Here is a 24,071-nt window from a genome sequence, read left to right on the forward strand (position 1 = left end):
GAAATAATGATAAATAATATCTTGATTACAGTGATTACTGACTTTATTCGTATTAGTTTAATCGCGTATCACATGTGCCAGTATTAATTACTGATAATGCTGCATTCAAACCACCCTCTACTAAATTTTGTACTGCTTCATCGGAGAAAAAGGCAATATGAGGTGTAACTAAAATATTTTCATTTCTAATTAGGTCTAATAATATTGGGTCGTCAATCGTTTGATTTGAACAATCAAATGTGAAATAATTAGCTTCATTTTCATATGTGTCAATGGCAGCACCTGATAATGTACCATTATTTACTGCTTCAATTAAATCAGGCGTGTTTATCACAGCTCCTCTTGCGGCATTGACTAAAACGGCACCTTTTTTAACATTTTTAAACATATTGTTATCAAATAAATGGAAACTATCTTTATTAGCGGGTACATGTAATGAGATAATATCAGCATCTTTAATTGCATCCTCTACTGTTTCTTTATATTCTAAGAAAGATAAAGAATGATTAGGATATGCATCATAACCAACTACTCTCGCACCAAAACCAGCATAGATTTTACCAGTTGCAGCACCAATACGCCCTGTACCGATGATTGCTACAGTCATATTTTTTACTGGACGAGACATAATAGGGGACGCCCATGTGAAATTATGTGCTTGCACACGTTTTTCAATTGTTGGGAATTTTCGTACGAGTTGCAGAGCGATAGATACCGAATATTCAGCAATTGTTTCAGGTGAATAACTAGGTATATTCGAGATAATAATTTCATGTTTTTTTGCAAGTTCTAAGTCATACATATCAAATCCAGCCGTACGTTGTGCAATTTGTTTAATACCATAGGACTCTAATTTAGGGTAAACTTCAGGTTCTAATTTACCGAACTGCATTGTTGTAACACCGTCATAATCTTTTAATTGATCGACAGTATCTACACTTAAAAGTTCTGTTGATGTAGTGACATCGATATTATTTTTCTTTCCCCAACGTAATGCCATGTCCTTCTCATATGCTCTTGTGCCGAAAAACATAATTTTTGTCATTAAAAATTACCCCATTTCTAAAATTTGTAATTAATAAATAGTAAAAACATTCACAAGTCAGTACTTATGATTTTTTAATTATATGTGATTTAATTCACTAAACAAGTTACTTCATAGGTCTTTTAAATTTCTAAATTATACTAACTATATAAGTGAGTTGAAGAGATTAGAAATCAATTACTTTAGTTACTTTTTGAAGTCGTATATAATTTGTATCAACAGAAGTAAAGAGAGGAAGGTATGATTATGAATCAGATGAATCAAACGATTATTGATGCATTCCATTTTAGACATGCGACAAAAGAATTTGACCCTACGAAAAAAATTAGTGATGAAGATTTTAATACGATTTTAGAAACAGGTAGATTATCTCCAAGTTCACTAGGTTTAGAACCTTGGCACTTTGTAGTGGTTCAAAATAAAGAATTGAGAGAAAAATTGAAAGCCTATAGTTGGGGAGCACAAAAGCAACTTGATACAGCAAGTCACTTTGTATTAATTTTTGCTCGTAAGAATGTGACGGCTCATACAGATTACGTGCAACATTTACTTCGTGGCGTCAAAAAATATGAAGAAAGTACAATTCCAGCAGTTGAAAATAAATTTGATGATTTCCAAGAAAGTTTCCATATTGCCGATAATGAACGAACATTATATGATTGGGCGAGTAAACAAACATATATTGCATTAGCAAACATGATGACAAGTGCTGCATTACTAGGTATCAACTCATGTCCAATTGAAGGATTTGATTTAGATAAAGTGACTGAAATTCTTTCAGATGAGGGTGTTTTAGATACGGAACAATTTGGTATTTCAGTTATGGTAGGCTTTGGTTACAGAGCACAAGAACCTAAACACGGCAAAGTTAGACAAAACGAAGACGACATCATTAGTTGGATTGAATAAAGAAATTCTATGAAACCCAGGGTATAACATGGGTTTATGTTAAATATCATAGTTAACTCACGATAGTGAGAACTTTAATCTAGTACGATTATACGAATGTAAGATTAAGTGAGTTATCAATAATTAATATATAAGCAACCTGAGACTTTTACTTGAAGTCTCAGGTTGTTTTGTTGAATATAATAGAATTTTTATACGTTGAATAATAAAACTCAAAGCGGGTACAACATACAATAGTCGCTTTTAATGATGATGCAAACAGATAATTTTGCATTATTTACAAAAGAGGTTAAAATAGGTATTACATTAAGTAAACGCTTACATTTTATTAGGGATAAGCGATTACTTCAAATATCACTAAAAAAGGATGGGTTTTAATGACAAATATTAACGTAAGAAATTATATAGATGAAAGTTACGGCTTGTTTATTAACAATGAATTCCAAGCTAGTGATAGTGGGGAAACATTAACTGTTTCTAATCCAGCTAATGGTGAAGATTTAGCTAAAGTTGCACGCGCTGGTAAAAAAGATGTAGATAAAGCTGTTCAAGCAGCTCATGATGCATTTGATAGTTGGAGTAAGATTTCTAAAGAAGAACGTGCAGATTATTTATTAGAAATTAGTCGACGTATTCATGAGAAAACTGAACATTTAGCGACGGTTGAATCACTGCAAAATGGTAAACCCTATCGTGAAACATCAACAATTGATGTACCACAAGCAGCCAATCAATTTAAATATTTTGCTAGCGTTTTAACAACTGACGAAGGTTCAGTTAATGAAATTGATCAAAACACAATGAGTTTAGTTGTTAATGAACCTGTTGGAGTTGTTGGTGCAGTAGTAGCATGGAACTTCCCAATTTTATTAGCATCATGGAAATTAGGACCAGCTTTAGCAGCAGGTAATACAGTAGTAATTCAACCATCATCTTCAACGCCTTTATCATTAATTGAACTTGCTAAAATTTTCCAAGAAGTTCTTCCTAAAGGAGTAGTTAATGTCTTAACTGGTAAAGGGTCTGAATCAGGAGACGCTATTTTCCATCATGAAGGTGTAGATAAGTTATCATTTACAGGTTCTACTGACGTGGGTTACGGTGTAGCACAAGCAGGTGCTGAACGTATCGTTCCTACAACATTAGAACTAGGTGGTAAAAGTGCTAATATTATCTTTGATGATGCTAATTTAGAGCAAGTGATTGAAGGTGTTCAACTTGGTATATTATTTAACCAAGGTGAAGTATGTAGTGCAGGTTCAAGATTATTAGTACAATCATCTATTTACGATGAATTGTTGCCAAAATTGAAAGAAGCATTTGAAAATATTAAAGTTGGCGATCCATTTGATGAAGATACTAAAATGAGTGCGCAAACTGGACCAGAACAATTAGATAAAATTGAAAGTTATATAAAAATTGCTGAAGAAGATGACAAAGCGAACATCTTAACTGGTGGTCATCGAATCACAGATAACGGCTTAGACAAAGGTTACTTCTTTGAGCCTACAATTATTGAGATTAACGATAACAAACATCAACTTGCTCAAGAAGAAATCTTCGGTCCAGTTGTAGTAGTTGAAAAATTCGATGATGAGCAAGAAGCTATCGAAATTGCAAATGATTCTGAGTATGGTTTAGCTGGAGGTATCTTTACTACAGATATTCATCGTGCATTAAATGTAGCTAAAGCTATGAGAACAGGTCGTATTTGGATTAATACTTATAATCAAATTCCTGCTGGTGCGCCATTCGGAGGATATAAAAAATCAGGTATTGGGCGCGAAGTATATAAAGATGCTATCAAAAACTATCAACAAGTTAAAAATATCTTTATTGATACAAGCAACCAAACTAAAGGTTTATATTAATAAAACGAGACACTTTACAGGATGCATGCGTATGCGTGCGTCCTGTTTTTTGTTGAAATTTTACTTCAATTAAAAGCCGAAAATATTTTTGATTATTACACTAAAATTTATTTATCTGGTGAAAAATAATAAATTAATATTCGCATTTATATTTTGTATGGTACAATCATTTTAAATATGAAAATGTTGTGAGAGATTTTATGAATCTAGAAAAAAGTTATATTGAACAACAAGTAACAAATCGTGGAAAATCTACTGCTGTATCTTAAGTACTTTGGTTCTTTTTAGGAGGATTTGGAGCACACAGAATTTAACATGGTAAAGTAGGAAGTGGAGTTGGATTATTAGTCTTAACATTATTAACTGTTTGGTTTACTTTTGGAATTCCTACTTTAATTTGGGCTATTATTGATGCTTTTTTAATTCCAAACTGGGTTAAAGAAGATGAAGATAGAATACGTCAGCAAGCTTTAAGCGAAATAAAATTAATGAAAAATAAATAAAATTATAAAAACCTGAGACATTGAGTGCAACGCAAAGTTAGATTAAATTCTAACATTGTGAGGTATAGTACACATCAATCTTGTCTCAGGTTTTCTTAATATATAGACAAACCATTAGAAAATACACCTGCCATATATCAAACACTTTCACCCCCCATAAAGACGAAGTACATGTTGAAATTCAACGGACAAGGCTAGTTGGGGTTCGGGGCCCCGACAAAGAGAATTTCACCGAGAAATTCAACGGGCAGGGCAAGTTGGGGTTCGGGGCCCCAACAAAGAGAATTTCACCGAGAAATTCCACGGACAAGGCAAGTTGGGGTTCGGGGCCTCAACAAAGAGAATTTCACCGAGAAATTCCACGGACAAGGCAAGTTGTCGGTAACTTGGATAACTTATTCAAAATAAGGTGTGTATTCAACTACGATAAGTTATTATAGTTATTTTATTTCGTTACCATGAATTGTAATGTCAAAGCCTTCAGGTGAAGTAACATGAGTAGTATTTGCATTAGGTTGATATATGTCAAAGTGACATAAACCATAAGTTTGTTCATTTTGAGTTCTAATCTTATTTGACTGCCAAGTATTTGTAGCTATATGATGATGATACTTTTGAGTGGACATAAATAGTGCTTGTGGGAAATTAGATATATGTTCGAACCCTAACTTTTCAACATAAAATTCATAAGCAGATTCTAAATTGTGTGTTTTGAGATGTAAATGCCCGATTTTTCCTTCTTCCGGCCAACTTTGCCAACCTTCATTTGACCGTTGAGTCATTAAATCATTGACATCAACTTCCAATGTATCCATTTTGACAAAACCGTCTCGCCACAACCAGTCTTCTGAAGGGCGATCATAATAGACTTCAATACCATTGCCTTCAGGATCAGTGAAATATAGCGCTTCACTGACAAGGTGATCTCCACCACCCATTGCGATGTTGAGATTGTTAGCATGATAAAGGAAGTCTGCTAAATCGCTACGAGTCGGTAAAAGATAAGCAACATGGAATAACCCTGCTTCTCTAAATTCCGGTTGTCGACCGTTGTTAAGTTCATTTAAAGTTAAAGTATAACCAAGATTTCCGATGTTGAATACGGTTTGTTGATTCGTTTGTTTTTCAATAGAAAAACCTAATACATTAGAATAGAAATCAGTTAATTTATTTAAATCTTTAACATTTAAAGTGACGTTTGTTACTTGTGTAGCATCTATAGAATGAAAATTTGTCATAGTTTCGTGTTCCTTTCAATTTTAAAATAAGTATAATTAATATACTTAAAAGATATTAAAATAGCTAATATATTGAATTAATATAAAATCTAAATAAAAGAGTAGAACTAAATTATTTTGAAATTAGTTCTACTCTTACATAGTTGACTATATGTGTGGCCATTTGATAAACGTATTGTATATTTAGTCAACTGCTATAAATTTTCGGTGAAATAAGCGAATGACGTATATCTCAAATTGATATGAGTACATTCACATAAACTATCCTAGATAAACATCTTGTGCATGATCATCTTTTTCTAATACGTTTTTTGCGAATGGACAAGAAGCGATAATTTTTAGATTGTTTTCTCGTGCATGTTCAACAACACGATTAACTAATTTTTTACCTAGACCTTGTCCACCGAGTTCATCAGAAACTCCAGTATGATCAATGTCTATTTCATTGTTATCAACCTCTTTAAATGTAATAACAGCTTTTGGGTTATTTTCGTCATTACCTACATAGAATTTATGATCGCCTTGTTTAATTTCTGCAGCCATCGACGTTCACTCCTTTAAAATTGTATATAGTTATATTTATCACGCTTTGACGTTTTCAAACATAATTAGTTTACAGTTTACATTTATATTGATAACTATTGCTTTTTTATAATGTAACAGATATAGTGATAAGCGTATAAATTGGTCATAGCAGGGAGCACTTATATTGAAGAAATTAATTATAGTGTCAATCATCATTTTAATGTTAAGCGGATGCAGTAGCTTTGATCATCGTAAACGCGAAAGTATTAATGACAAGAATAAAATGAAAGTATACACGACTGTATACGCATTTCAAAGTTTGACACAACAGATTGGTGGAAAATATGTTGACACGCAATCAATCTATCCTGCTGGTGCTGATTTACACTCATATGAACCAACACAAAAAGATATGATTGATATTGCCAAAAGTGATCTGTTTGTCTATTCAAGTCATCAATTAGATCCTGTCGCTGCAAAGATTACGAATTCGATGACCAATAATAGCATGAAATTAGCGCTTGCCGAAGGACTCAAACAAAGTGATTTTATTCACTCTAAAGACCATGATGAAAATCATGAGCATCATTCACATCATGAAGAATCGAATCAAGATCCTCATGTTTGGTTAGATCCTGTTCTAAATCAAAAATTCGCTTTCATGATTAAAGAGAAATTAATAGAGAAAGACCCTAAACATCAAGCTTATTACAATAAAAATTATAAAATAGTAAATAAAGATATTGTGCATATTGATTAACAACTACAATCAATAACGAAGCATTCTAAAAGAGATAAAGTTGTGATATCACACGATTCGCTTGGATATTTAGCGCATCGTTATGGTTTTAAACAACAAGGTGTTAAAGGTATGAATGATGAAGAACCTAGTCAAAAAGAGATTTTGAATATCGTTAAAGATATACAGCATTCGCATGCGCCTTATGTTTTATATGAACAAAATATTACCTCCAAAATTACAGATGTTATTAAGAAAGAAACAGATACTAAACCATTAAGTTTTCATAATTTAGCTGTATTGACTAAAGAGGAGCAAAATGATGATTCAATTTCATACCAATCATTAATGAAAAAGAACATTTACGTATTAAATCGCGCACTCAATAATTAAAAACGGGGTGGGTCTAACGTTCTAAATAAAACGTTAAACCCATCCCGTTAGTTATATGATAATGATTACATTAGTATCTGATATAACTTACTGTGGTATTGTAGTACTCTTCAAAACCGTGAATACCGTCAGCGCCACCTAAGCCTGATTCACGCCAACCTGCGTGATAGCCATTAACGACTTCTTCAGCCTCACAATTTGCATATACTTCACCAAATTTTAGACGTTCGGTTGCTGTCATTACTTCTGTTAAATTTTCAGAGAAGATATAAGAAGATAAGCCAGCGTTTGTATCATTAGCGTCTTCAATCACTTGTTCAAAATCGCGGTATGTTGTTATCGCAAGAACTGGACCAAAAATTTCATCTTTAAACACATTATCGTCTTTTCTAACGCTATCTAATACCGTTGGTGCGTAGAAGAAACCATGGCGTTTTAATTGATGTCCACCAGTCATCAATGTTGCACCATTTTTAATAGCATCTTGAACCTTTTCATGAATACTATCAAGTTGTTTTTGGTTAATAATTGCGCCGTAATCGGTGTTTTCATCAAATGGATCTCCAACAGTTAAGCTTTTCATTTTGGAAGTTACTTTATTTAAAAAGTCATCGTGAACATCTTCATGTACAAAGATACGTTCAGGGCACGTACAAACTTGACCTGCATTATTTATACGGGCTGTCACGATATAGTCAACTGCTTTATCTAAATCGGCATTTGATGTGACAATGACTGGTGCGTTTCCACCTAATTCTAAATTTACTTTCTTTACAGTTTGAGCAGCATTTTCGTAAACAGATTTACCAGCTCTCATACTTCCAGTTAAAGAAATAAGTTGAATGTCTTTATGCGAAGCTAATTGTGTACCTACTGTTTCTCCAGTGCCAGGAACAATTTGAATCAATCCTGCTGGTATAGTTGATGCTCTGAATAATTCAGCTAATCGAAGAGTGAGTAACGTTGTCTCTTCACTAGGTTTAATCACTACTGAACAACCAGTTACTATAGCTGGAATGACTTTTCGCATAAGGACAAGTATCGGTGCGTTCCATGGCACAATACCAGCAGTAACTCCGATAGGTTTATTGATAATTTGAATCGTTTCATTTGCAATACTATTTTGTAGAATACGTCCTTTATCTGACATACTCAGACTTGTCATATAATCGATAAATGAGATTGATTTGTCAATTTCTCCATAAGCTTGCGTTAAAGTTTTACCTTGTTCTTTTACGTATAATTGAGCTATTTCATCGCGATTTTTTTCTAATAAAGGTATAAGTAATTTAACATGTTCCGCACGTGTAGGTTGAGGCACGCGCTCCCATTCAAGTTGTGCTTGTTGCGATTTTTCAATGGCGTCGTTTACTTCCTCTTCAGTTGCAAGAGTGATAGTATCAAATGCCTCGCCAGTAGCTGGATTAATGACATCCATTGTCTCTTTAGACTGACTTTCTATAAATTCATTGTTAATAAATAATTGATTTGTCATGTTAAACACCTCCATTAGAAGTATTCCCTGAAAGATCAGTTTTAAATTTAAATTGCATTATTTTATATTAAAATTCTCCTGAACTTCAAGAAAATGAGCAACCAATAAGAAGGTGGAATAGTGTTTAAATAGATTCGTTAACTCACACAGGAAGTGTTAATAGAATTAAAATTTGTTTAGTATATGTTTAACTCTTTACCTTATTGACAATATAAAAGCCTAAGACAATTTGTCCTAGGCTAAGATTATTATTTTCGTAAAATTCCTTTGTATATCACAGGAATCAATAAGATAAAACCAAAAAGTCCCATAATAGGGAACACTTTACCAATGAGAGAAATGAATCCCACAAAAGTACAAGCAAATGTTATTATCGCCATCATAACTATAAGAATATAATAACGTTTCGTAAACGGTCGACTAAAGCGTGATGCAAAGGCGTACATTAAACCTACTACTGTATTGTATATGACTAAAACCATAATGACAGACATGATAATACCAATGGATGGAGAAATCTGCTTAGCAAGTAGCAATGATGGTAATGCTGCCTCTTTAATTTGATTAAATTCTGTAACAAGACCAAAATTAATCAAAAGTAATAGTAAAGTCACAATAATACCACCGATAAGTCCACCATAAATTGTGGACGATTGATATCGTAGCTTACCGCCCATTACAGTTAAAAAGCTAAATGCAGCAGCAATTTGTAAGCTAGCATAATTAATTGCGTCAAACCACCAACCAGGTGAAATCGACTTATTTTGATTTGAATATTGACTGACATCACTAAAGTTTAAATCACCGGTAATAAAGTAATACACTGCAATCATTACTACGACTGCCACAAGAAATGGTGTTACCCCTCCTAAAACAGCGATAAGACGATCGAACTTTAGAAATAATGTTATCAAAATAAGTATCACTAAAATGAAAGAACTTAACCAAAAAGGTAAGCCGAAACTTTCATTTATAGTCGATGCTCCGCCGGCTGTCATAATAATTGCTAGAGAAAATAAAAATACTGTAAGTATAATATCAAATAATTTAGCTATTGTTGGATGTAAATAATAACGAATAGATTCGGAGTGATTTTGAGATTTAAGACGAAAGCCAGTATTTAATACGAATATTCCTCCAAGAGTTAAGATAAGTCCAGTAATAAAAATACCGCCAATACTGTAAATACCATGACTAGTGAAGAACTGAAAGATTTCCTGACCTGTTGCAAATCCTGCTCCAACTACAACGCCTACAAAGGCGAAGGCAACAATGATGGATTCTTTAACATTGTTCATTTAATAAACAAATCCCTTCAAGCGCTATCCAAGTTAGATTAATTTTTCTGACAAAAATTTTAAAAATTACATTAATCTATTTTAGATGATTTTACCGAAAAAATAAACAGTAAAGTTCGCCACATATGTACTATTGTATAAATAGGGTGCACGTTTAAGTGTGGTATGATTAAATAAGATGGCAGATAAATGCGTATAGTCAAGTGCCATCTAACTTAAATTCATATATTTCATTTAAATGTTTACATTATCTTTAAGCAAATCATAATGCAATTGCAAAGCATTTTTGGTAGTATAGGTCAATATTAAGTATATAAATCGAATTAGAAATAAAGAAGGTGTTTAATATGTCATTGGAATTGCCCGTGATGCTAACGATTGTATTGTTCTTAGCACTAGGCATTTTTAGTCAATGGTTAGCGAGTAGAATAAAATGGCCATCGATTGTTGTCATGGCCATCGTAGGTTTGCTTGTAGGACCTATTTTTGGACTAGCAAACCCAAAAGAGGCACTTGGACCTGAGGCATTTAGTTCAATTGTATCTCTTGCTGTAGCAATTATATTATTTGAAGGTAGTAGTAATCTAGATTTTAGAGAATTAAAAGGCATTTCTAAAGCTGTTATAAGAATTATTACAATAGGAGCGGGAATTGCATGGATTTTAGGAGCAATCGCTTTACATGTCACTATGAATTTCCCTCTGTCTATTTCATTTGTTATCGGAGGACTATTCCTAATCACTGGTCCAACCGTGATTCAACCCTTGCTGAAGCAAGCGAAAGTAAAAAGAAATGTCGATTCAGTATTAAGATGGGAAAGTATTATCTTAGATCCTATTGGACCTATTATTGCACTCACTGCATTTTATGTATTCCAGATTTTTGAGGAAGGGATAGGCTTTGTCGTTATTATTCTCTTTATCTTGAAACTCTTAGCTGCAATTTTAATAGGTTTTGGTGCAGCCTTTCTATTTAATTGGCTTATAGGTCAAGATAAAATTCCTCAAAGTTTAATGCCACCCATTCAGCTTGTATTTATTCTTTTAACATTTAGTATCTGCGATGAGATATTATCAGAATCAGGTTTACTAGCTGTAACAATTTTTGGCTTAATGATGGCGCGTAAAAAACGTCACGATCTCATCTTTAAAGAATCAGACCACTTTATAGATAATGCATCATCTATACTTGTGAGTACTGTATTTATTTTAATTACGTCTTCTCTCACTAAAGATGTGTTGCTCAATGTGTTATCTTGGCAGCTCATACTCTTTAGTTTGGTTATGATTGTATTAGTAAGACCAATTTCAGTGCTTCTTTCAACATTAGGTACTGAAATAACTAAAAAGGAACGTGTAGTAGTAGCACTAATGGCGCCTAGAGGTATTGTGGTTTTAACAGTGGCACAATTCTTCTCAAGTTTATTTATGGACGATAAAATTCCTATGGCTCAATATATTACACCAGTAACTTTTGGTCTTGTATTTATCACTGTAGTCATTTATGGATTTGGTTTTACACCTTTAAGTAAACTGTTCGGTGTAGCAAGTACGGAGCCACCAGGCGTGATCATTGTCGGAGAAAGTGAATTTTCGTTCCATCTTGGTATTAATCTAAGGGATCATGGTATACCCGTCATGATGTTCAACTTATTTGAAAACACATCAGAAAAAGCCCACGAAGCTGGGTTCGAAGTATTTAAAGGTAATCTTTTATCTAGCAATGATAGAATTTATTCTGATTTATTACGTTATAATAAATGTATTTTGATGACACAATCGTTTATCTTTAACAGTTTAGCATTTAATGAATTGGTGCCTGAATTTGGCTTGAATAATGTAGATATGATGCCAGTATCTTTTAATGATGAGCAAGCACGAAACAATTTAAATGGTCCAATCAGAAATCATATATTATTTGATGAAAATCATACCCCACGTTGGTTTAATCAATTTATTACACAACATAATATTGTTGAAGTACCGGCAGAAGATTATGAAAAAATTACAGAAAATGATATGTTAATCTATCATATCAATGAAGATAAAGAAGTGACGTTTAAACGAAGCAATAGAGATATACCTGAACATGAAACAGGTGTTTATGGTATTTTAAAAAATGCTTATTTAACTTAATGTGTTGCGTAAGTTACAAAAAGCCATACTTCAAAAATTAATTTGTTTTATGAAAAGATAATCAATGACGTGACCATTAATTAATTCAAAATAAAACAAAGTATACTTCAGCACATGAATTAAGCGCCTGTACATGAGTGTATGTACGGGCGCTTTCAATTTAAGTTATTAGGAGATAAGATATGTTATTACACATCAACTTACAAAATATGTTTGAAGATATTATGTTAAATATCGGTCGTGCATTAAAATTTTGAGGATATCAATTTGATCTTGAAGTTGTTTACCGATATTGGTATCTCTAATTTTTTTACGTTGCAATTCTTCATCTACAACGCGTTTCACTGACAATTCATCTGCCCCCATTGATAACACTTTTTCTTTTCTATTGAACTCTTTATGTGCAACCAATTGCATACCAAATGAATTATATAAAAGTGTGTATCCGGCAATACCAGTTGTTGATTGATAAGCTTTTGAAAATCCTCCATCTATGACTAACATTTTACCATTAGCTTTAATTGGATCTTCACCATCAATTTCTTTAACAGGCGTATGACCATTTATGATACGTCCTTCATCTGGATTAAGACCAAAATCCTTTAACATTTTACGTATCATATCAACATCTTCACGTAAGTAATAATAAGGATTTTTCTCCTCTTTATGAGATGCTTTATCTTCTATAAAATAACGTTCAAACGTTGTCATGGCACGTTTACCAAATAAAGATGAATATTTACCTGTCCAAAGATACCATACTAAATCTGTAGAAATGTCTTCGGTAGATTCTTTATGGTCAAAAGCTCTTCTTACATGATATTCAAAAACATCGAGTAGTTCACGACCACTTAAACGTTCACCTTCAATTTCAAATGATTCCATTTCTCCATTTTCATCGACGGGAATACAACCGTGAATTAAAAGGTTGCCATTATATGGAAGATATAATTTTCCTTTTCGCATAAGGAAAGACATATGACGTCTTAATTTTTCAGATTGTTGGAATGAAAGTAATAGCTTATCCATAACTTCTTTTTCCTCTGCTAGTAACTCAGCGGGATTGTTAGGGTTTACAGTTTGGAAACAAGTATCTTTAAGCGGATATGTTTTATTATATATAGTGATTTCATTATTATCATAATCTATTTTTTCTAAAACTAAACGTTCTTCCATCTCAAAAGAAGGACGGCGCTTAATAATAGGCATTTCAAGTTTAAATTGAATCATCGCAATTGCTTGATGAATTTTTGTGATTTGACTTTCTTCGCGTTTTGTAAGACTGACGTCTTTATCTGGTCGTTTCTTAGGTTTAAACGCTGGGTTTTCAGCATCGTAATACTTTTCAGCAAGCGTAAGTAAAGGACGTAGATTGATGCCATATGCATCTTCGATAATATCTAAATTATCATAACGTGCACAGATTCGTAGTAGGTTAGCAAGACATACTTTTGAACCAGCATAGGCGCCAATCCATAATACATCATGATTTCCCCATTGGATATCTACAGAATGATAATTTATTAATGTATCCATAATTTTATCAGGTTTAGGACCACGGTCATAGATATCGCCCACGACATGAAGATGGTCTACGACTAGACGTTGTACAGTATAGGAAAGGCCAATGATCAAATCATCTGATTGTTCTAATTCAATAATTTGGTTAACTAATGTTTCATAATAAGGCTTTTTATTATGAAATTCATTGCTCTTGTAAAGTAGCTCTTCAATAATATAAACGTATTGTTCAGGTAATGCTTTGCGTAATTTTGAACGTGTATATTTTGATGAGCAATATGTAATTAAATCAATTAATCGTTGAATGGTTGTAATATACCAAATATTTAATGTTCCGATTGAATCGAAATTATTTTTAACTAATTTTAGTTTTTCTTCCGGATAGTATACTAATGCTGCTAAGTCGTTGATTTCTTGCTGGGATAATTTATCTTTGAAGATATCATTAATTTTAGCACGCACATTTCCAGATCCGTTTCTTAAAACATGTTGGAAAGATTCGTATTCACCATGAAGGTCACTAACAAAATGTTCAGTCCCTTTAGGTAATTCTAAGATTGACTCTAAGTTAATAATTTCAGTAGCAAGTTTTTCTGCACTGTCAAATTTTTGTGAGAGTAAATCTAGATATTTTTGTTTCATTTCACTTTCTGTAATATGGGTCATGCATAGTCACCTCTAATTATATTTTCCGACCTAACGATACGATTATTTATAATAATGCGCTTACATAGATTATCTTGAAAAATCAATTAATTTTCAATAATTGCGTATCATAAAATTAAAATTAATAAAAAAGCTAAGTTAACCGTTAAGAAACGGAAAACTTAGCATAACATTTATTTAACACTCCGACGACGTTTCATTAAATAACGTATAACAAAATATATGACTGCAATAATAATAATGACATACATGATACGTGAATATGTATGAATACCATTCATCAAAGCGTCAAAACTGTCACTGAGCAAACGACCGAGCAGTATTAAAGCAAAATTCCAAATTGTAGTACCTATTAAAGATAAAGTTGTAAACTGTATAACGTTCATTCGATTAATGCCAGCAGGTATTGTAATTAATACTCGAAGTACTGGGACAAAACGACATAAAAATACAGCCCATGCACCATACTTTTTAAACCAATCATTTGCCCGTTTCAAATCTTTACTTTTTAACTTCATCCACTTACCATGTCGATCAACGAAACGATATAATTTCTCTTCTGAGATAAGTCTACAAATATAATACAAAATGAGTAAACCAATGAATGAAGCAATTGTTGCTATGATTAATAATGTCCAAATAGATAAGTGTGATTTCACAGATAATAAGCCTGCAAAAGTTAAAATAATCTCAGATGGAACGACAGGTAATACGTTCTCTAATAAGATTAAAATGAATATCGCTGTATAACCCCACTTACTAATAAAATCAGTGATAATTTGTTCCATACAACGTTAGTTTCTCCTTTTAAATTAATCGAGTTGTCGTAAACTTGATGTTAAGTATAAGTCATTTTAACAAGAAACAGGTTGAAAGGGTAACAATCTTACTTTAATTAGCGTATGGATTTTAACAACGTATTGTATAGGTGATGTGCTTCTTCATCATTGTGTATACCATATGCATTCATACGACCATCTTTAAACAAGGTGAATTCATAAGTTTGATATTGAATTAATTTGGCAAAGGAAGTAGATTTCACCATATTCCCAGGGAAATGGGCAGCGTGTTTAAAAGCTTTAGGTGGGAATCTAAATAAATAAGCATTCCCACACAAGTCCTCAATAGTACGTTCTTGTTGGCTTTCTAGTAACGTATATTCATGTTTTTCACACACTGGGCAATCTTTATTTTTGAGTGCATCTACATTCATTGACTTATAATTGATATTAAATGCATCAATAGTGATTAATTGCTTTGAAAATCCTTTTCCTGAAAGATAACGTACGGCCTCTGCTACTTCATAGCTTGCAATCATTGATATAACAGGGGGAATTACGCCATTAATAGCGCAACTTTCCCCTGTGTCAGGAATTGTTTGCAATAAACATTTTAGACATGGTCCTTGGTGATCTATTCCATATACTGATCCTTTACTACCAACAGCTGCACCATAAACCCATGGGATTTGATACTTGTGACAAACCTCATTAATCAGGTATCGTATTTTGAAGTTATCCATGCCATCAATGATGATGTCTGGTTCGACATTTTTTATCAAATTTTCGATATTTGATGAAGTAACTTCTAAATCATAAGTTGTTAGATTGACATTTATATTAATTTGATTAACCTTATGCTTGATTGCTTCAACTTTGGATATTAAAGTATGTGCGTCTTCTTCATCGAAGAGTGTTTGTCGATGTAAATTTGAAATTTCAACAATATCCATATCGACGATTGCAATATGATGAGCCCCCATGCGTGCGAGTTGATCTACAATATGGCTTCCTAAAGCACCAGCGCCAAAAATAAGTATTTGAGAGGAGGATAGCTTTTGCTGACCCTCTTCTCCAAATGGTGCAAAGCGTGTTTGACGTTCATAACGCGACATTTTACAAGAACCCTAAACCTTCTGATGGACTAGATGCTTGTGCAGTATACTTAACAGGAATGCGTCCAGCTTCATATGAAAGTCTGCCAGCATTTATACCTAATTTCATTGCTTCAGCCATTTTCACAGGATCTTTTGCCGCTGAAATGGCTGTGTTGAGTAAAATACCATCTGCGCCAAGCTCCATGGCATGACACGCATCTTTAGGGGAACCAATACCAGCATCTACGATTACAGGTACACTAGCATTTTCGATAATATAACTTAAATTTAATGGGTTATTAATACCTCTTCCTGTACCAATAGGGGATGCAAGTGGCATAACTGCGTGTACACCCAATTCTTCTAAACGTTGAGCTAAAACTAAATCGTTAGAGATGTAAGGACAAACAGTGTAACCTTTTTCTAACAATACTTTGCATGCCTCGTATGTTTCGAATGGATCAGGTAATAATGTTTCGTCATCACCAATGACTTCGACTTTAATCATGTCACATACACCTGCGTGATTAGCAATTTCAGCAATTCTGATAGCTTCTTGAGCTGTTTTGGCACCTGCAGTATTTGGAAAAGTGATAAAATCTTTTAAATTAACGTTTGCAAGTGGGTTAGGTAGGTTACGATCATATAAATTCATACGTCTTACTGCAAATGTAAGTACATTTGTTTCAGATGCCTCAATTGCTTTTGACTGAACCTCTTCATTTTCAAATTTTCCAGTACCTAAAAGTAAACGAGATTGTAATTCTAAATTTCCTATTTTAAACATATTAACCGCCTCCAACAATTTCTAGTAATTCTAATCTGTCGTCTTCTCTTACAGTATATTCTTCATATTTGTCTTGCTTGATAAGTTCTTTGTTTAGTTCAACAATCACTCGTTTTGGGTCTAATTCAAGTGAATGTAAAACCTCTTGTATCGATTGATTCTGATCGAAAGTGAAGAGGTCGCCATTAATGATACACTTCATGATTATTCCTCCTTGTAACTGTAAAACTTGAATAACGTGATGGTTTAATACCAGAAAGTAGCCAATTGGCAATGTCACGACCGATAATAGGTGACAATAATATTCCGTTTCGATAATGACCACTTATCACGTATAAGCCATCATCAATTTGATCCATGACTGGCATTTCTTTTTCTGTGTATGGTCTTACTCCTGACCATTTCTTCAGTATATGACTGTCTTTTAGTTGAGGGACACGATGATATGCATGGCGAAGAAGCCAATCCATACCTTCATCTGTAGTACCGACAGAATAATTATTAAATTCACTCGTCGCACCAATTAAAAAACGATTGGGTTGTTTTGGAACGATGTAACAACCATTAGTCATAAATAATGTCTCAGTAAGTGAAAGATCGTTATTTTCTAATAAGATAACTTCACCTTTAACGCCAATCACTTGTCGTTGTAGATGATATTGTGTTAATAATTGCGAAGACCATGCGCCACCTGCAACGATAATTTTGTGCGCTTCAATTGTTGAAGATTGATCGGTTTTCACTGAATAATAGCCATTATGCCGTTCTATTGAAGTGACCTCTGTAGACTCATAACGCTTAATCTCTCTTAACTTCATTGATTCTACTAATGCCAGTGTGTAATGATGTGCATTAATTTGACCATCGTGTGGTATGTGAATGGCCGCGTATGAAGGTTTAACTTCACCATGTGTAAGTTGTAGCAAATCATCATCTGATAATTGTTTGACACTACGGTCTTGACTATTCAGAAATTGATATTGTCGTTTTATAGATGAGATATCATCGTGTTCATTAGCAATTTTGATAAGTCCTGAATTTTTAAATTGAATGTCTATGCCTGTTTCATCTAATAATGATTTACTTAATTGTGGAAACATAGCACGAGATTCGATGGCTAATTGAAACAAGTCACTATCCTCTGTAAATTCATTTTGTGCACCAAGCATACCTCCAGCTTTATATGACGCATGCTTTCCAGGTACATCTCTATCTATGACTGCAACATCTAAGTGTGTTGCACTGAGGTGTCTAGCAATTGACATACCAATAACTCCTGAACCAATGATTAGTACATCATGCATGAGTAGACCACTCCTTTCTTAATTGTTTAATTTCTTCTAGTGAAGCATTGTTAAAATATGATATGGCACATATACCTTTAAATCCAGGTGGCATCTTTTGAAGTGAATGTTCATTAATACCACCAATAGCATAAATAGGGATAGGAACATTTAATGCCTGTTGGATAGCTTCTTTAGAACGCGGTGGTACATTTGGATGTGAAGAGGTAGGAAAAATATGTCCAAAAAAGACAGAATCCAAACCATTTTCGTAACATCGTTTTACTGTTTCAACGTCATGTGTAGACATACTTACACAAATATCAGGATGAGCTTCTTTATATGTGAAAGCAGTTGTGTCATTTTCTTTAAAATGGATACGTTTAAGGTGTAAATCCTCTAACAGTGTCACATCGCTATGAATAATTATTTTATCTTTACTAAAACCCAATTGAAGTAAAGATTGAATCATGTCCTTGTTTTCTTCGTTATTCATGGAAGTGCGAAATAACAAGCCATCAATAGCTTCTTCGATATGTTTATAATGCTGTAAATCGTCCCTAGTCAGTTGTTTATGATATGTAATCGCAATAAATATAAATATCCCCCCCAATTTCTACAATAAAAAACGCCATTTCCCTTATATTGGGAAATAGCGTTGAGCTTTAGTATGACTTCATAAAATTGAGCGTCGCCACTTCCCTACGCCAGTATGAACTGGATCAGGTTCCAGGAATTATAAAGTCAGTTCTTTACTCTCAGCCTTAAACAAAGGCACTTCCAGTGGTTAAATATGAAATTAATTTACAAGATATTAAATGTTTCGTTTACAATATTTTACTACCTTTAATAAAAGACTTCAAATTTCTTTACAATTTCTATTAAGAAGATTGTAGATATCGTATTCATTTAAAAGTTATTATTATCATTTGCAAATCATTTTTAACTTTTATTGGTCAATTACATATTTAGAAACCATTTTTAAAAAATCAATAACTAATGATTGCTAATATATTGTGAGAATAGGGTGTAAGGGGCGCGGTAAAAGATATAAAAGTGTATGATGCATCTAAAATGCACAAAAAATATTAAAAAGTTCAAAAAAAATTCACAAAAAGTATTGTAACCGTTTACACTACGTGCTATATTAATAAAAAATTGTAGCGCTACAACTTAACAGTTGTTTTAAAAATTGAAGTTAAAACAGTCACCAGAGGGGATTTCTGAAACATAACGACATCATAATAAGAAACAACATAATACAAATGGAAGTAGGAAACAAATATGAAAGAAAAACGTAGTAATGTTCGTTGGTATTTTGCAATAGGGTTCTTCTTTATTGGGGTTATTGCTTACATGGATCGATCTAACATATCTTATATTGCAGTACCGATGATGAAAGATTTGGGGTTAACTAAGACACAATTTGGTTTATTAGCATCATTTTTCTCCCTAGGATATGCATTAATGCAAGTACCTTCGGGGATGTTAGCAGAGAAGTTTGGACCACGTAAAATGATTACTGTCGCTTTAGTTTGGTGGAGTGCATTTACCATCTTAACAGGGATGATTAAACATCATGGTTTACTTTACTTTATTAGATTCTTATTTGGTGTTGGTGAAGCGCCAATGTATCCATCCAATGCAGTTTTTAACTCTTTTTGGTTCGCTAAAAATGAAAAAGGTCGTGCATCTAGTGCGTTGTTAGCAGGATCTTATTTTGGTCCAGTTTTAGCACCTATCATCACGATAGCCATTGTCAATGCTTTTAACTGGCAAGCCGTTTTCTATATTTTCGGGGTTGTAGGAATTTTAATGGCAGTTCTTTGGGCAATTATTGCTAAAGACTTACCAGAACAACATAAAATGGTAAACGATGCCGAGAAAAGATTTATTACTCAAAATCGTGATATTGTCGCAACTGAGAAATCTTTACCACCGTGGAAACGTTTTTTAAGTCATTTCAGTTTCTACGCAATCGCATTGCAATACTTTGTAGTTCAGTTTGTTATCGCGTTGTTCCTAATATGGTTACCAACATATTTAACTGAACAATATCATGTGAATTTCAAAGAAATGACTATCAGTGCATTACCTTGGTTATTTATGTTCTTCTTAATTTTATTTGCTGGAGCTATTTCAGACAAGATTTTGAATACAGGTCAATCACGTTTTGTTGCACGTGGCGTAATTGCGATTGCGGGATTTGTGGTATTCTCAATTTCAATTTTCTTAGCAGTACATACAGACAACTTATATGTAACCATTTTCTGGTTATCACTTTGTTTAGGTGGCGTAGGTATTTCTATGGGAATGAGTTGGGCTGCAGCCACTGACTTAGGTCGTAATTTCTCTGGAACTGTGTCAGGTTGGATGAACTTATGGGGAAATGTTGGCGCACTTATTAGTCCTTTACTTGCAGGAATTGTTGTAGATCATTTAGGATGGTCAATGACATTACAACTCTTAATCGTTCCGGCTATTATAGCAGCAATTCTATGGTTCTTCGTTAAACCAGATAAACCTCTTATTGTTAGTGAAGAACACGTTAATAAATAATATTTTTCAAACACATGCAATGACATTCGTATCATTGCGTGTGTTTATTCTTTTATTATGTGGTATAGAGCATGGAAGCGATAAGCGAATTGTTTTTTTTATCAGTTATAAACTGCTAAACTTATAATTAATATGTATAGGAGTTGACTAAAATGATTATAATTAATGCTAAATTAAAAATCGATGCTAATAAACGCGAGGATTATCTAAAACTTATGAAAGAATTAGTCATAAATTCTAGAAAAGAAGATGGTAATTTATTCTATCATCATTACGAAGATGTAACTGAGAAAAATGTCTTTGTCGTAGTTGAAAACTATAAAGACGAACAAGCGGTTCAAGCACACAATCAATCAGATCACTTTAAAGTTTTTAGTGATAATATTAGTCAATATTTAATTGAAGAACCTCAAATTGATGTAAGTCAACCTATTCAATTATAATCACAATCTGTACTTACTCTAAAGTGAAAATGTGATAAAATAATAACTAAATATCATAATTCTCAACAATGTTGATGAAGGGCAGAACAATAAATGTATGAAGTATATGTTCTGTCCTTTTTTAATTGAATTTGTGGGATGTTAGAGAAAGGAAGATTGGGATGCAACAAATCATTAACTCTTTGATACACTTCGACCGTTCAAAAATTGATATAGCTAAAGGAATACGACAAGGATTTTTAATGATACTACCAGCATTGATAGGTTACTTATTAGGATTCCCTATGTTTGGTATTTTAATATCAACAGGTACGCTAGCACATGTCTACGTTTTTAGTGGATCACCGCAATCTATGTTAAAAACAGTCATCACCTGTTCACTATCATTTACTATTTGCATGATTCTTGGCACCTTAACAGTATCTCAGCCTATTTTATTTGGATTACTATTACTGGTTGTTGTTACAATCCCATATTATACGTTTAATGCACTAAAAATCGCTGGTCCATCATCGACATTCTTTTTAGTAACGTTTTGCTTATCTATAAACTTACCGATAGCCCCAGAAGAAGCGCTTTTACGTGGATCTGCAATTCTCATTGGTGGTATATTGGCTACCATAACAGTAATTTTAACAATCATATTTGCTAAAGAGAAAGCAGAAGACAGAGCAATTCATGCGGATTTTAAAACATTACATAACTTGCTACATCATTTTGATGAGCCAGAGGATTTCAAAGCATATGCTCGAAACGCTGTTACAGAATTTAGAAATTCTGAAAAACTTTTAATTACCTCAACATCAGGTGGTAATGGAAAATTAAGTAAAAGGTTTCAGAAATTAATTTTATTACACACATCAGCACAAGGGATATATTCAGAATTACTAGAACTCAATGAAAATCATATTCGTCCATTACCAAGTGACTTAGTTGAAATGATGGATCATATCATTAATAGTGTTCAACAACCTAAACAACAATATCGACCGTGGTCAAAAGTTGTTGATGTGGCACCAGAATTTCAAAATTTAATGGATCATATTTTGAAAATAGATGAAATGATTCACGCAAACGATAATCAAATTAAATATGAAGCAGATATTCGCAAGCCTTTATATAGTAAGCGAATATATCAAAATCTAACTTTCGACTCAATTGTATTTAGAAATGCTTTGCAATATACAGTTATTATGGCAGTAGCTATATTTATTGCTCTAGCGTTTAACATTCAAAAAGCGTATTGGGTGCCATTGTCAGCGCATACCATCATGTTAGGTAATGTGACAACGATTCGTACGTTAGACAGGTCACTTGCTAGAGGTATTGGAACGATAATCGGGACTATTGTTTTGTCGGGAATCTTGGCATTTCATATCGATCCTATTTTCGCTATTATCATTATGGGATTTTCTGCCATGATGACGGAAGCGTTTGTGGCATCTAACTATGCATTTGCAGTCATTTTTATTACGACACAAGTCATTATGCTCAATGGTCTAGCCTCTCAAAATTTAAATATTGAGATAGCGTACACCCGAATTATTGACGTTCTGATAGGTATAGCTATTGCAGTTATTGGTATATTCATACTCGCGCGTAAAACTGCATCCTCAATGTTATCTGATGCTATTGCCGAATTGGTACGTAAAGAAGGTATTTTATTTCATTATTTATTTTCAAAAAATAAACAGGAAACGAATGAACGTGATAGGGTAGAAAGTTTAAATTTAAACGTCAAAATCAGTAATGTGACACAGATTTACAATTCAGCGAATGGTGAATTGTTTAGTAATAAAGAAGCGGTAAGGGATTACTATCCAAGCATATTTGCTCTAGAGGAAATAAGTTTTATGCTAGAGCGTGCCATGAATAATAAACATCGACAAACAATAAATGATGATTTAATGGGTGAATATTTAGTCGTATTTGAAAATATAGCTAAGCATTTCCAATTTCAAGCAGATTTAAATCTCAGAGACATGCAACCATTACCTCAATACAATTACATCCGTGCTTCCCTTATGAATATACAACGTAATTGTGTTGAACAACGTCAGGCCATCACAAAAGATTAATTAATACAGATGTCTCGTATTGTTTAATTAAACAAATTTAGTGGTAAGGTTTAGTAAATTATTGAGGAGGTAAGACGATGCCTTGGACGATGGAAGATTATCCTCAAAGTTGGAAAAACTTTGAAGAACTCGAACGGAAAAAAGCGATTGATATTGGTAATGCGATGCTCAAAGATGGCTATAAAGAATCTGATGTGATACCTATTGCTACAAATCAAGCTGAAAAATGGTATGAACATGCTTCAAAAGAAGAATTAGAGACGTTAAAAAACAAACATATCACGCAACATCAAGAAGATGAATCAGCTAATCCTAAACTTAACGAAGAAAATGTTCATGTATATTATGAAGATCAGCTATGGAAAGTAAAATCTACAGAGGCTAGACGAGCTTCAGATACATTTGACACAAAATCTGAAGCAGTTAACCGTGCACAACATATCGCAGAGAATAAAGGTACCAAAGTGATTGAGCATCGAAAAGATGAGTGATTTTAAACAAAGTAATGGCGATGGATGTATGTTGAAGTGATAACTTCATATAAACATTTGGTATTGGAACATAAAATCTAATAAATATATGAAATTGAATTATCAATTATTAAAAATATGTACGTTACCTGAGACAATTATTGTTGTCTCAGGTTTTTTTATCTATAAATGATATATGATAAAACTGTAATATGACATAAAGTTTCTATATTAAAT

At 33.1% G+C, this 24,071-nt stretch carries 19 protein-coding genes, 2 pseudogenes and 1 riboswitch; of the genes and pseudogenes, 9 read left to right on the forward strand and 12 right to left on the reverse strand.

From position 1 onward, the window contains the following. Window positions 1-52: 52 nt before the first annotated feature. Entirely contained in the window at window positions 53-1,045 is a 993-nt protein-coding gene (locus FNL83_RS02115) for a D-lactate dehydrogenase (protein ID WP_002456690.1), read from the reverse strand. 246 nt (window positions 1,046-1,291) lie between these two features. Here FNL83_RS02115 and FNL83_RS02120 point away from each other — a divergent pair, with 246 nt between their 5' ends. The 3 genes and pseudogenes from FNL83_RS02120 (at window position 1,292) to FNL83_RS12325 (ending at window position 4,328) form a co-directional block, all read left to right on the forward strand. Further along, window positions 1,292-1,954, forward strand: coding sequence for an NAD(P)H-dependent oxidoreductase (locus FNL83_RS02120; protein ID WP_002438144.1), 663 nt, complete (start codon window positions 1,292-1,294; stop codon window positions 1,952-1,954). A gap of 377 nt (window positions 1,955-2,331) precedes the next feature. Then, on the forward strand, window positions 2,332-3,825 hold the full coding sequence (locus FNL83_RS02130) for an aldehyde dehydrogenase family protein (protein WP_002438147.1): 1,494 nt from the start codon (window positions 2,332-2,334) through the stop codon (window positions 3,823-3,825). A gap of 200 nt (window positions 3,826-4,025) precedes the next feature. Beyond that, window positions 4,026-4,328, forward strand: a pseudogene (locus tag FNL83_RS12325) (NINE protein). Window positions 4,329-4,768: 440 nt separating this feature from the next. Here the strand turns inward: FNL83_RS12325 and FNL83_RS02140 are convergent. Beyond that, complete coding sequence (locus FNL83_RS02140) at window positions 4,769-5,566, reverse strand: VOC family protein (protein WP_002438150.1); 798 nt, start codon at window positions 5,564-5,566, stop codon at window positions 4,769-4,771. Window positions 5,567-5,827: 261 nt separating this feature from the next. Beyond that, entirely contained in the window at window positions 5,828-6,109 is a 282-nt protein-coding gene (locus FNL83_RS02145; protein ID WP_001831535.1) for a GNAT family N-acetyltransferase, read from the reverse strand. Between the two features lie 166 nt (window positions 6,110-6,275). Here FNL83_RS02145 and FNL83_RS02150 point away from each other — a divergent pair. Continuing rightward, window positions 6,276-7,223, forward strand: a pseudogene (locus FNL83_RS02150) (metal ABC transporter solute-binding protein, Zn/Mn family). 70 nt (window positions 7,224-7,293) lie between these two features. On the opposite strand, the gene aldA reads toward FNL83_RS02150, so the two are convergent. Together aldA and FNL83_RS02160 are read right to left on the reverse strand one after the other, a co-directional pair. Beyond that, window positions 7,294-8,718: an aldehyde dehydrogenase gene (gene aldA, locus FNL83_RS02155; protein WP_002456035.1), complete on the reverse strand. Its 1,425-nt coding sequence runs from the start codon at window positions 8,716-8,718 to the stop codon at window positions 7,294-7,296. A gap of 248 nt (window positions 8,719-8,966) precedes the next feature. After that, window positions 8,967-10,016 carry a YkvI family membrane protein gene (locus FNL83_RS02160; protein WP_002438159.1) on the reverse strand — a complete coding sequence of 350 codons (1,050 nt, stop codon included), beginning with the start codon at window positions 10,014-10,016 and terminating at the stop codon, window positions 8,967-8,969. Between the two features lie 347 nt (window positions 10,017-10,363). On the opposite strand from FNL83_RS02160, the gene FNL83_RS02170 reads away from it, so the two are divergent. After that, entirely contained in the window at window positions 10,364-12,151 is a 1,788-nt protein-coding gene (locus FNL83_RS02170; protein ID WP_002456036.1) for a cation:proton antiporter, read from the forward strand. A gap of 222 nt (window positions 12,152-12,373) precedes the next feature. Here the strand turns inward: FNL83_RS02170 and FNL83_RS02175 are convergent, their stop codons facing one another. The 7 genes from FNL83_RS02175 to FNL83_RS02205 all read right to left on the reverse strand — a co-directional run bounded on the left by FNL83_RS02175 (window position 12,374) and on the right by FNL83_RS02205 (window position 18,897). Beyond that, window positions 12,374-14,338: a fructose-1,6-bisphosphatase gene (locus tag FNL83_RS02175; protein ID WP_002438166.1), complete on the reverse strand. Its 1,965-nt coding sequence runs from the start codon at window positions 14,336-14,338 to the stop codon at window positions 12,374-12,376. 173 nt (window positions 14,339-14,511) lie between these two features. After that, window positions 14,512-15,126 carry an undecaprenyl phosphate transporter UptA gene (gene uptA / locus FNL83_RS02180; protein WP_001831584.1) on the reverse strand — a complete coding sequence of 205 codons (615 nt, stop codon included), beginning with the start codon at window positions 15,124-15,126 and terminating at the stop codon, window positions 14,512-14,514. 107 nt (window positions 15,127-15,233) lie between these two features. Beyond that, window positions 15,234-16,232, reverse strand: a complete 999-nt coding sequence (gene thiF, locus FNL83_RS02185) for a thiazole biosynthesis adenylyltransferase ThiF (protein WP_001831616.1) — start codon at window positions 16,230-16,232, stop codon at window positions 15,234-15,236. Between the two features lies 1 nt (window position 16,233). Further along, window positions 16,234-17,001: a thiazole synthase gene (locus FNL83_RS02190; protein ID WP_001831506.1), complete on the reverse strand. Its 768-nt coding sequence runs from the start codon at window positions 16,999-17,001 to the stop codon at window positions 16,234-16,236. A 1-nt stretch (window position 17,002) separates the two neighbouring features. After that, entirely contained in the window at window positions 17,003-17,203 is a 201-nt protein-coding gene (gene thiS, locus FNL83_RS02195) for a sulfur carrier protein ThiS (protein ID WP_001831588.1), read from the reverse strand. Beyond that, window positions 17,187-18,305: a glycine oxidase ThiO gene (gene thiO / locus FNL83_RS02200; protein ID WP_002438170.1), complete on the reverse strand. Its 1,119-nt coding sequence runs from the start codon at window positions 18,303-18,305 to the stop codon at window positions 17,187-17,189. Before thiO ends, thiS begins: the two co-directional genes overlap by 17 nt. Then, the gene (locus tag FNL83_RS02205) at window positions 18,298-18,897 is read right to left on the reverse strand and encodes a thiamine phosphate synthase (protein WP_002438172.1); all 600 of its coding nucleotides are present in this window, start codon (window positions 18,895-18,897) and stop codon (window positions 18,298-18,300) included. The genes thiO and FNL83_RS02205 overlap by 8 nt, the downstream gene beginning before the upstream one ends. Window positions 18,898-18,966: 69 nt before the next feature. After that, window positions 18,967-19,076, reverse strand: a riboswitch (TPP riboswitch). 492 nt (window positions 19,077-19,568) lie between these two features. Here FNL83_RS02205 and FNL83_RS02210 point away from each other — a divergent pair. The 4 genes from FNL83_RS02210 (at window position 19,569) to FNL83_RS02225 (ending at window position 23,855) form a co-directional block, all read left to right on the forward strand. Beyond that, window positions 19,569-20,843, forward strand: coding sequence for a pyruvate MFS transporter (locus tag FNL83_RS02210; RefSeq protein ID WP_002438175.1), 1,275 nt, complete (start codon window positions 19,569-19,571; stop codon window positions 20,841-20,843). Between the two features lie 152 nt (window positions 20,844-20,995). After that, window positions 20,996-21,286 carry a putative quinol monooxygenase gene (locus tag FNL83_RS02215; RefSeq protein WP_002438178.1) on the forward strand — a complete coding sequence of 97 codons (291 nt, stop codon included), beginning with the start codon at window positions 20,996-20,998 and terminating at the stop codon, window positions 21,284-21,286. Window positions 21,287-21,447: 161 nt separating this feature from the next. Next, entirely contained in the window at window positions 21,448-23,364 is a 1,917-nt protein-coding gene (locus FNL83_RS02220; RefSeq protein ID WP_170210843.1) for an FUSC family protein, read from the forward strand. Window positions 23,365-23,441: 77 nt separating this feature from the next. Then, window positions 23,442-23,855 (forward strand): DUF2188 domain-containing protein, encoded by a 414-nt coding sequence (locus FNL83_RS02225; RefSeq protein ID WP_002438182.1) that lies wholly within the window; start codon window positions 23,442-23,444, stop codon window positions 23,853-23,855. Window positions 23,856-24,071: the final 216 nt, after the last annotated feature.

This window comes from Staphylococcus epidermidis, assembly GCF_006742205.1.
Taxonomy (GTDB): domain Bacteria; phylum Bacillota; class Bacilli; order Staphylococcales; family Staphylococcaceae; genus Staphylococcus; species Staphylococcus epidermidis.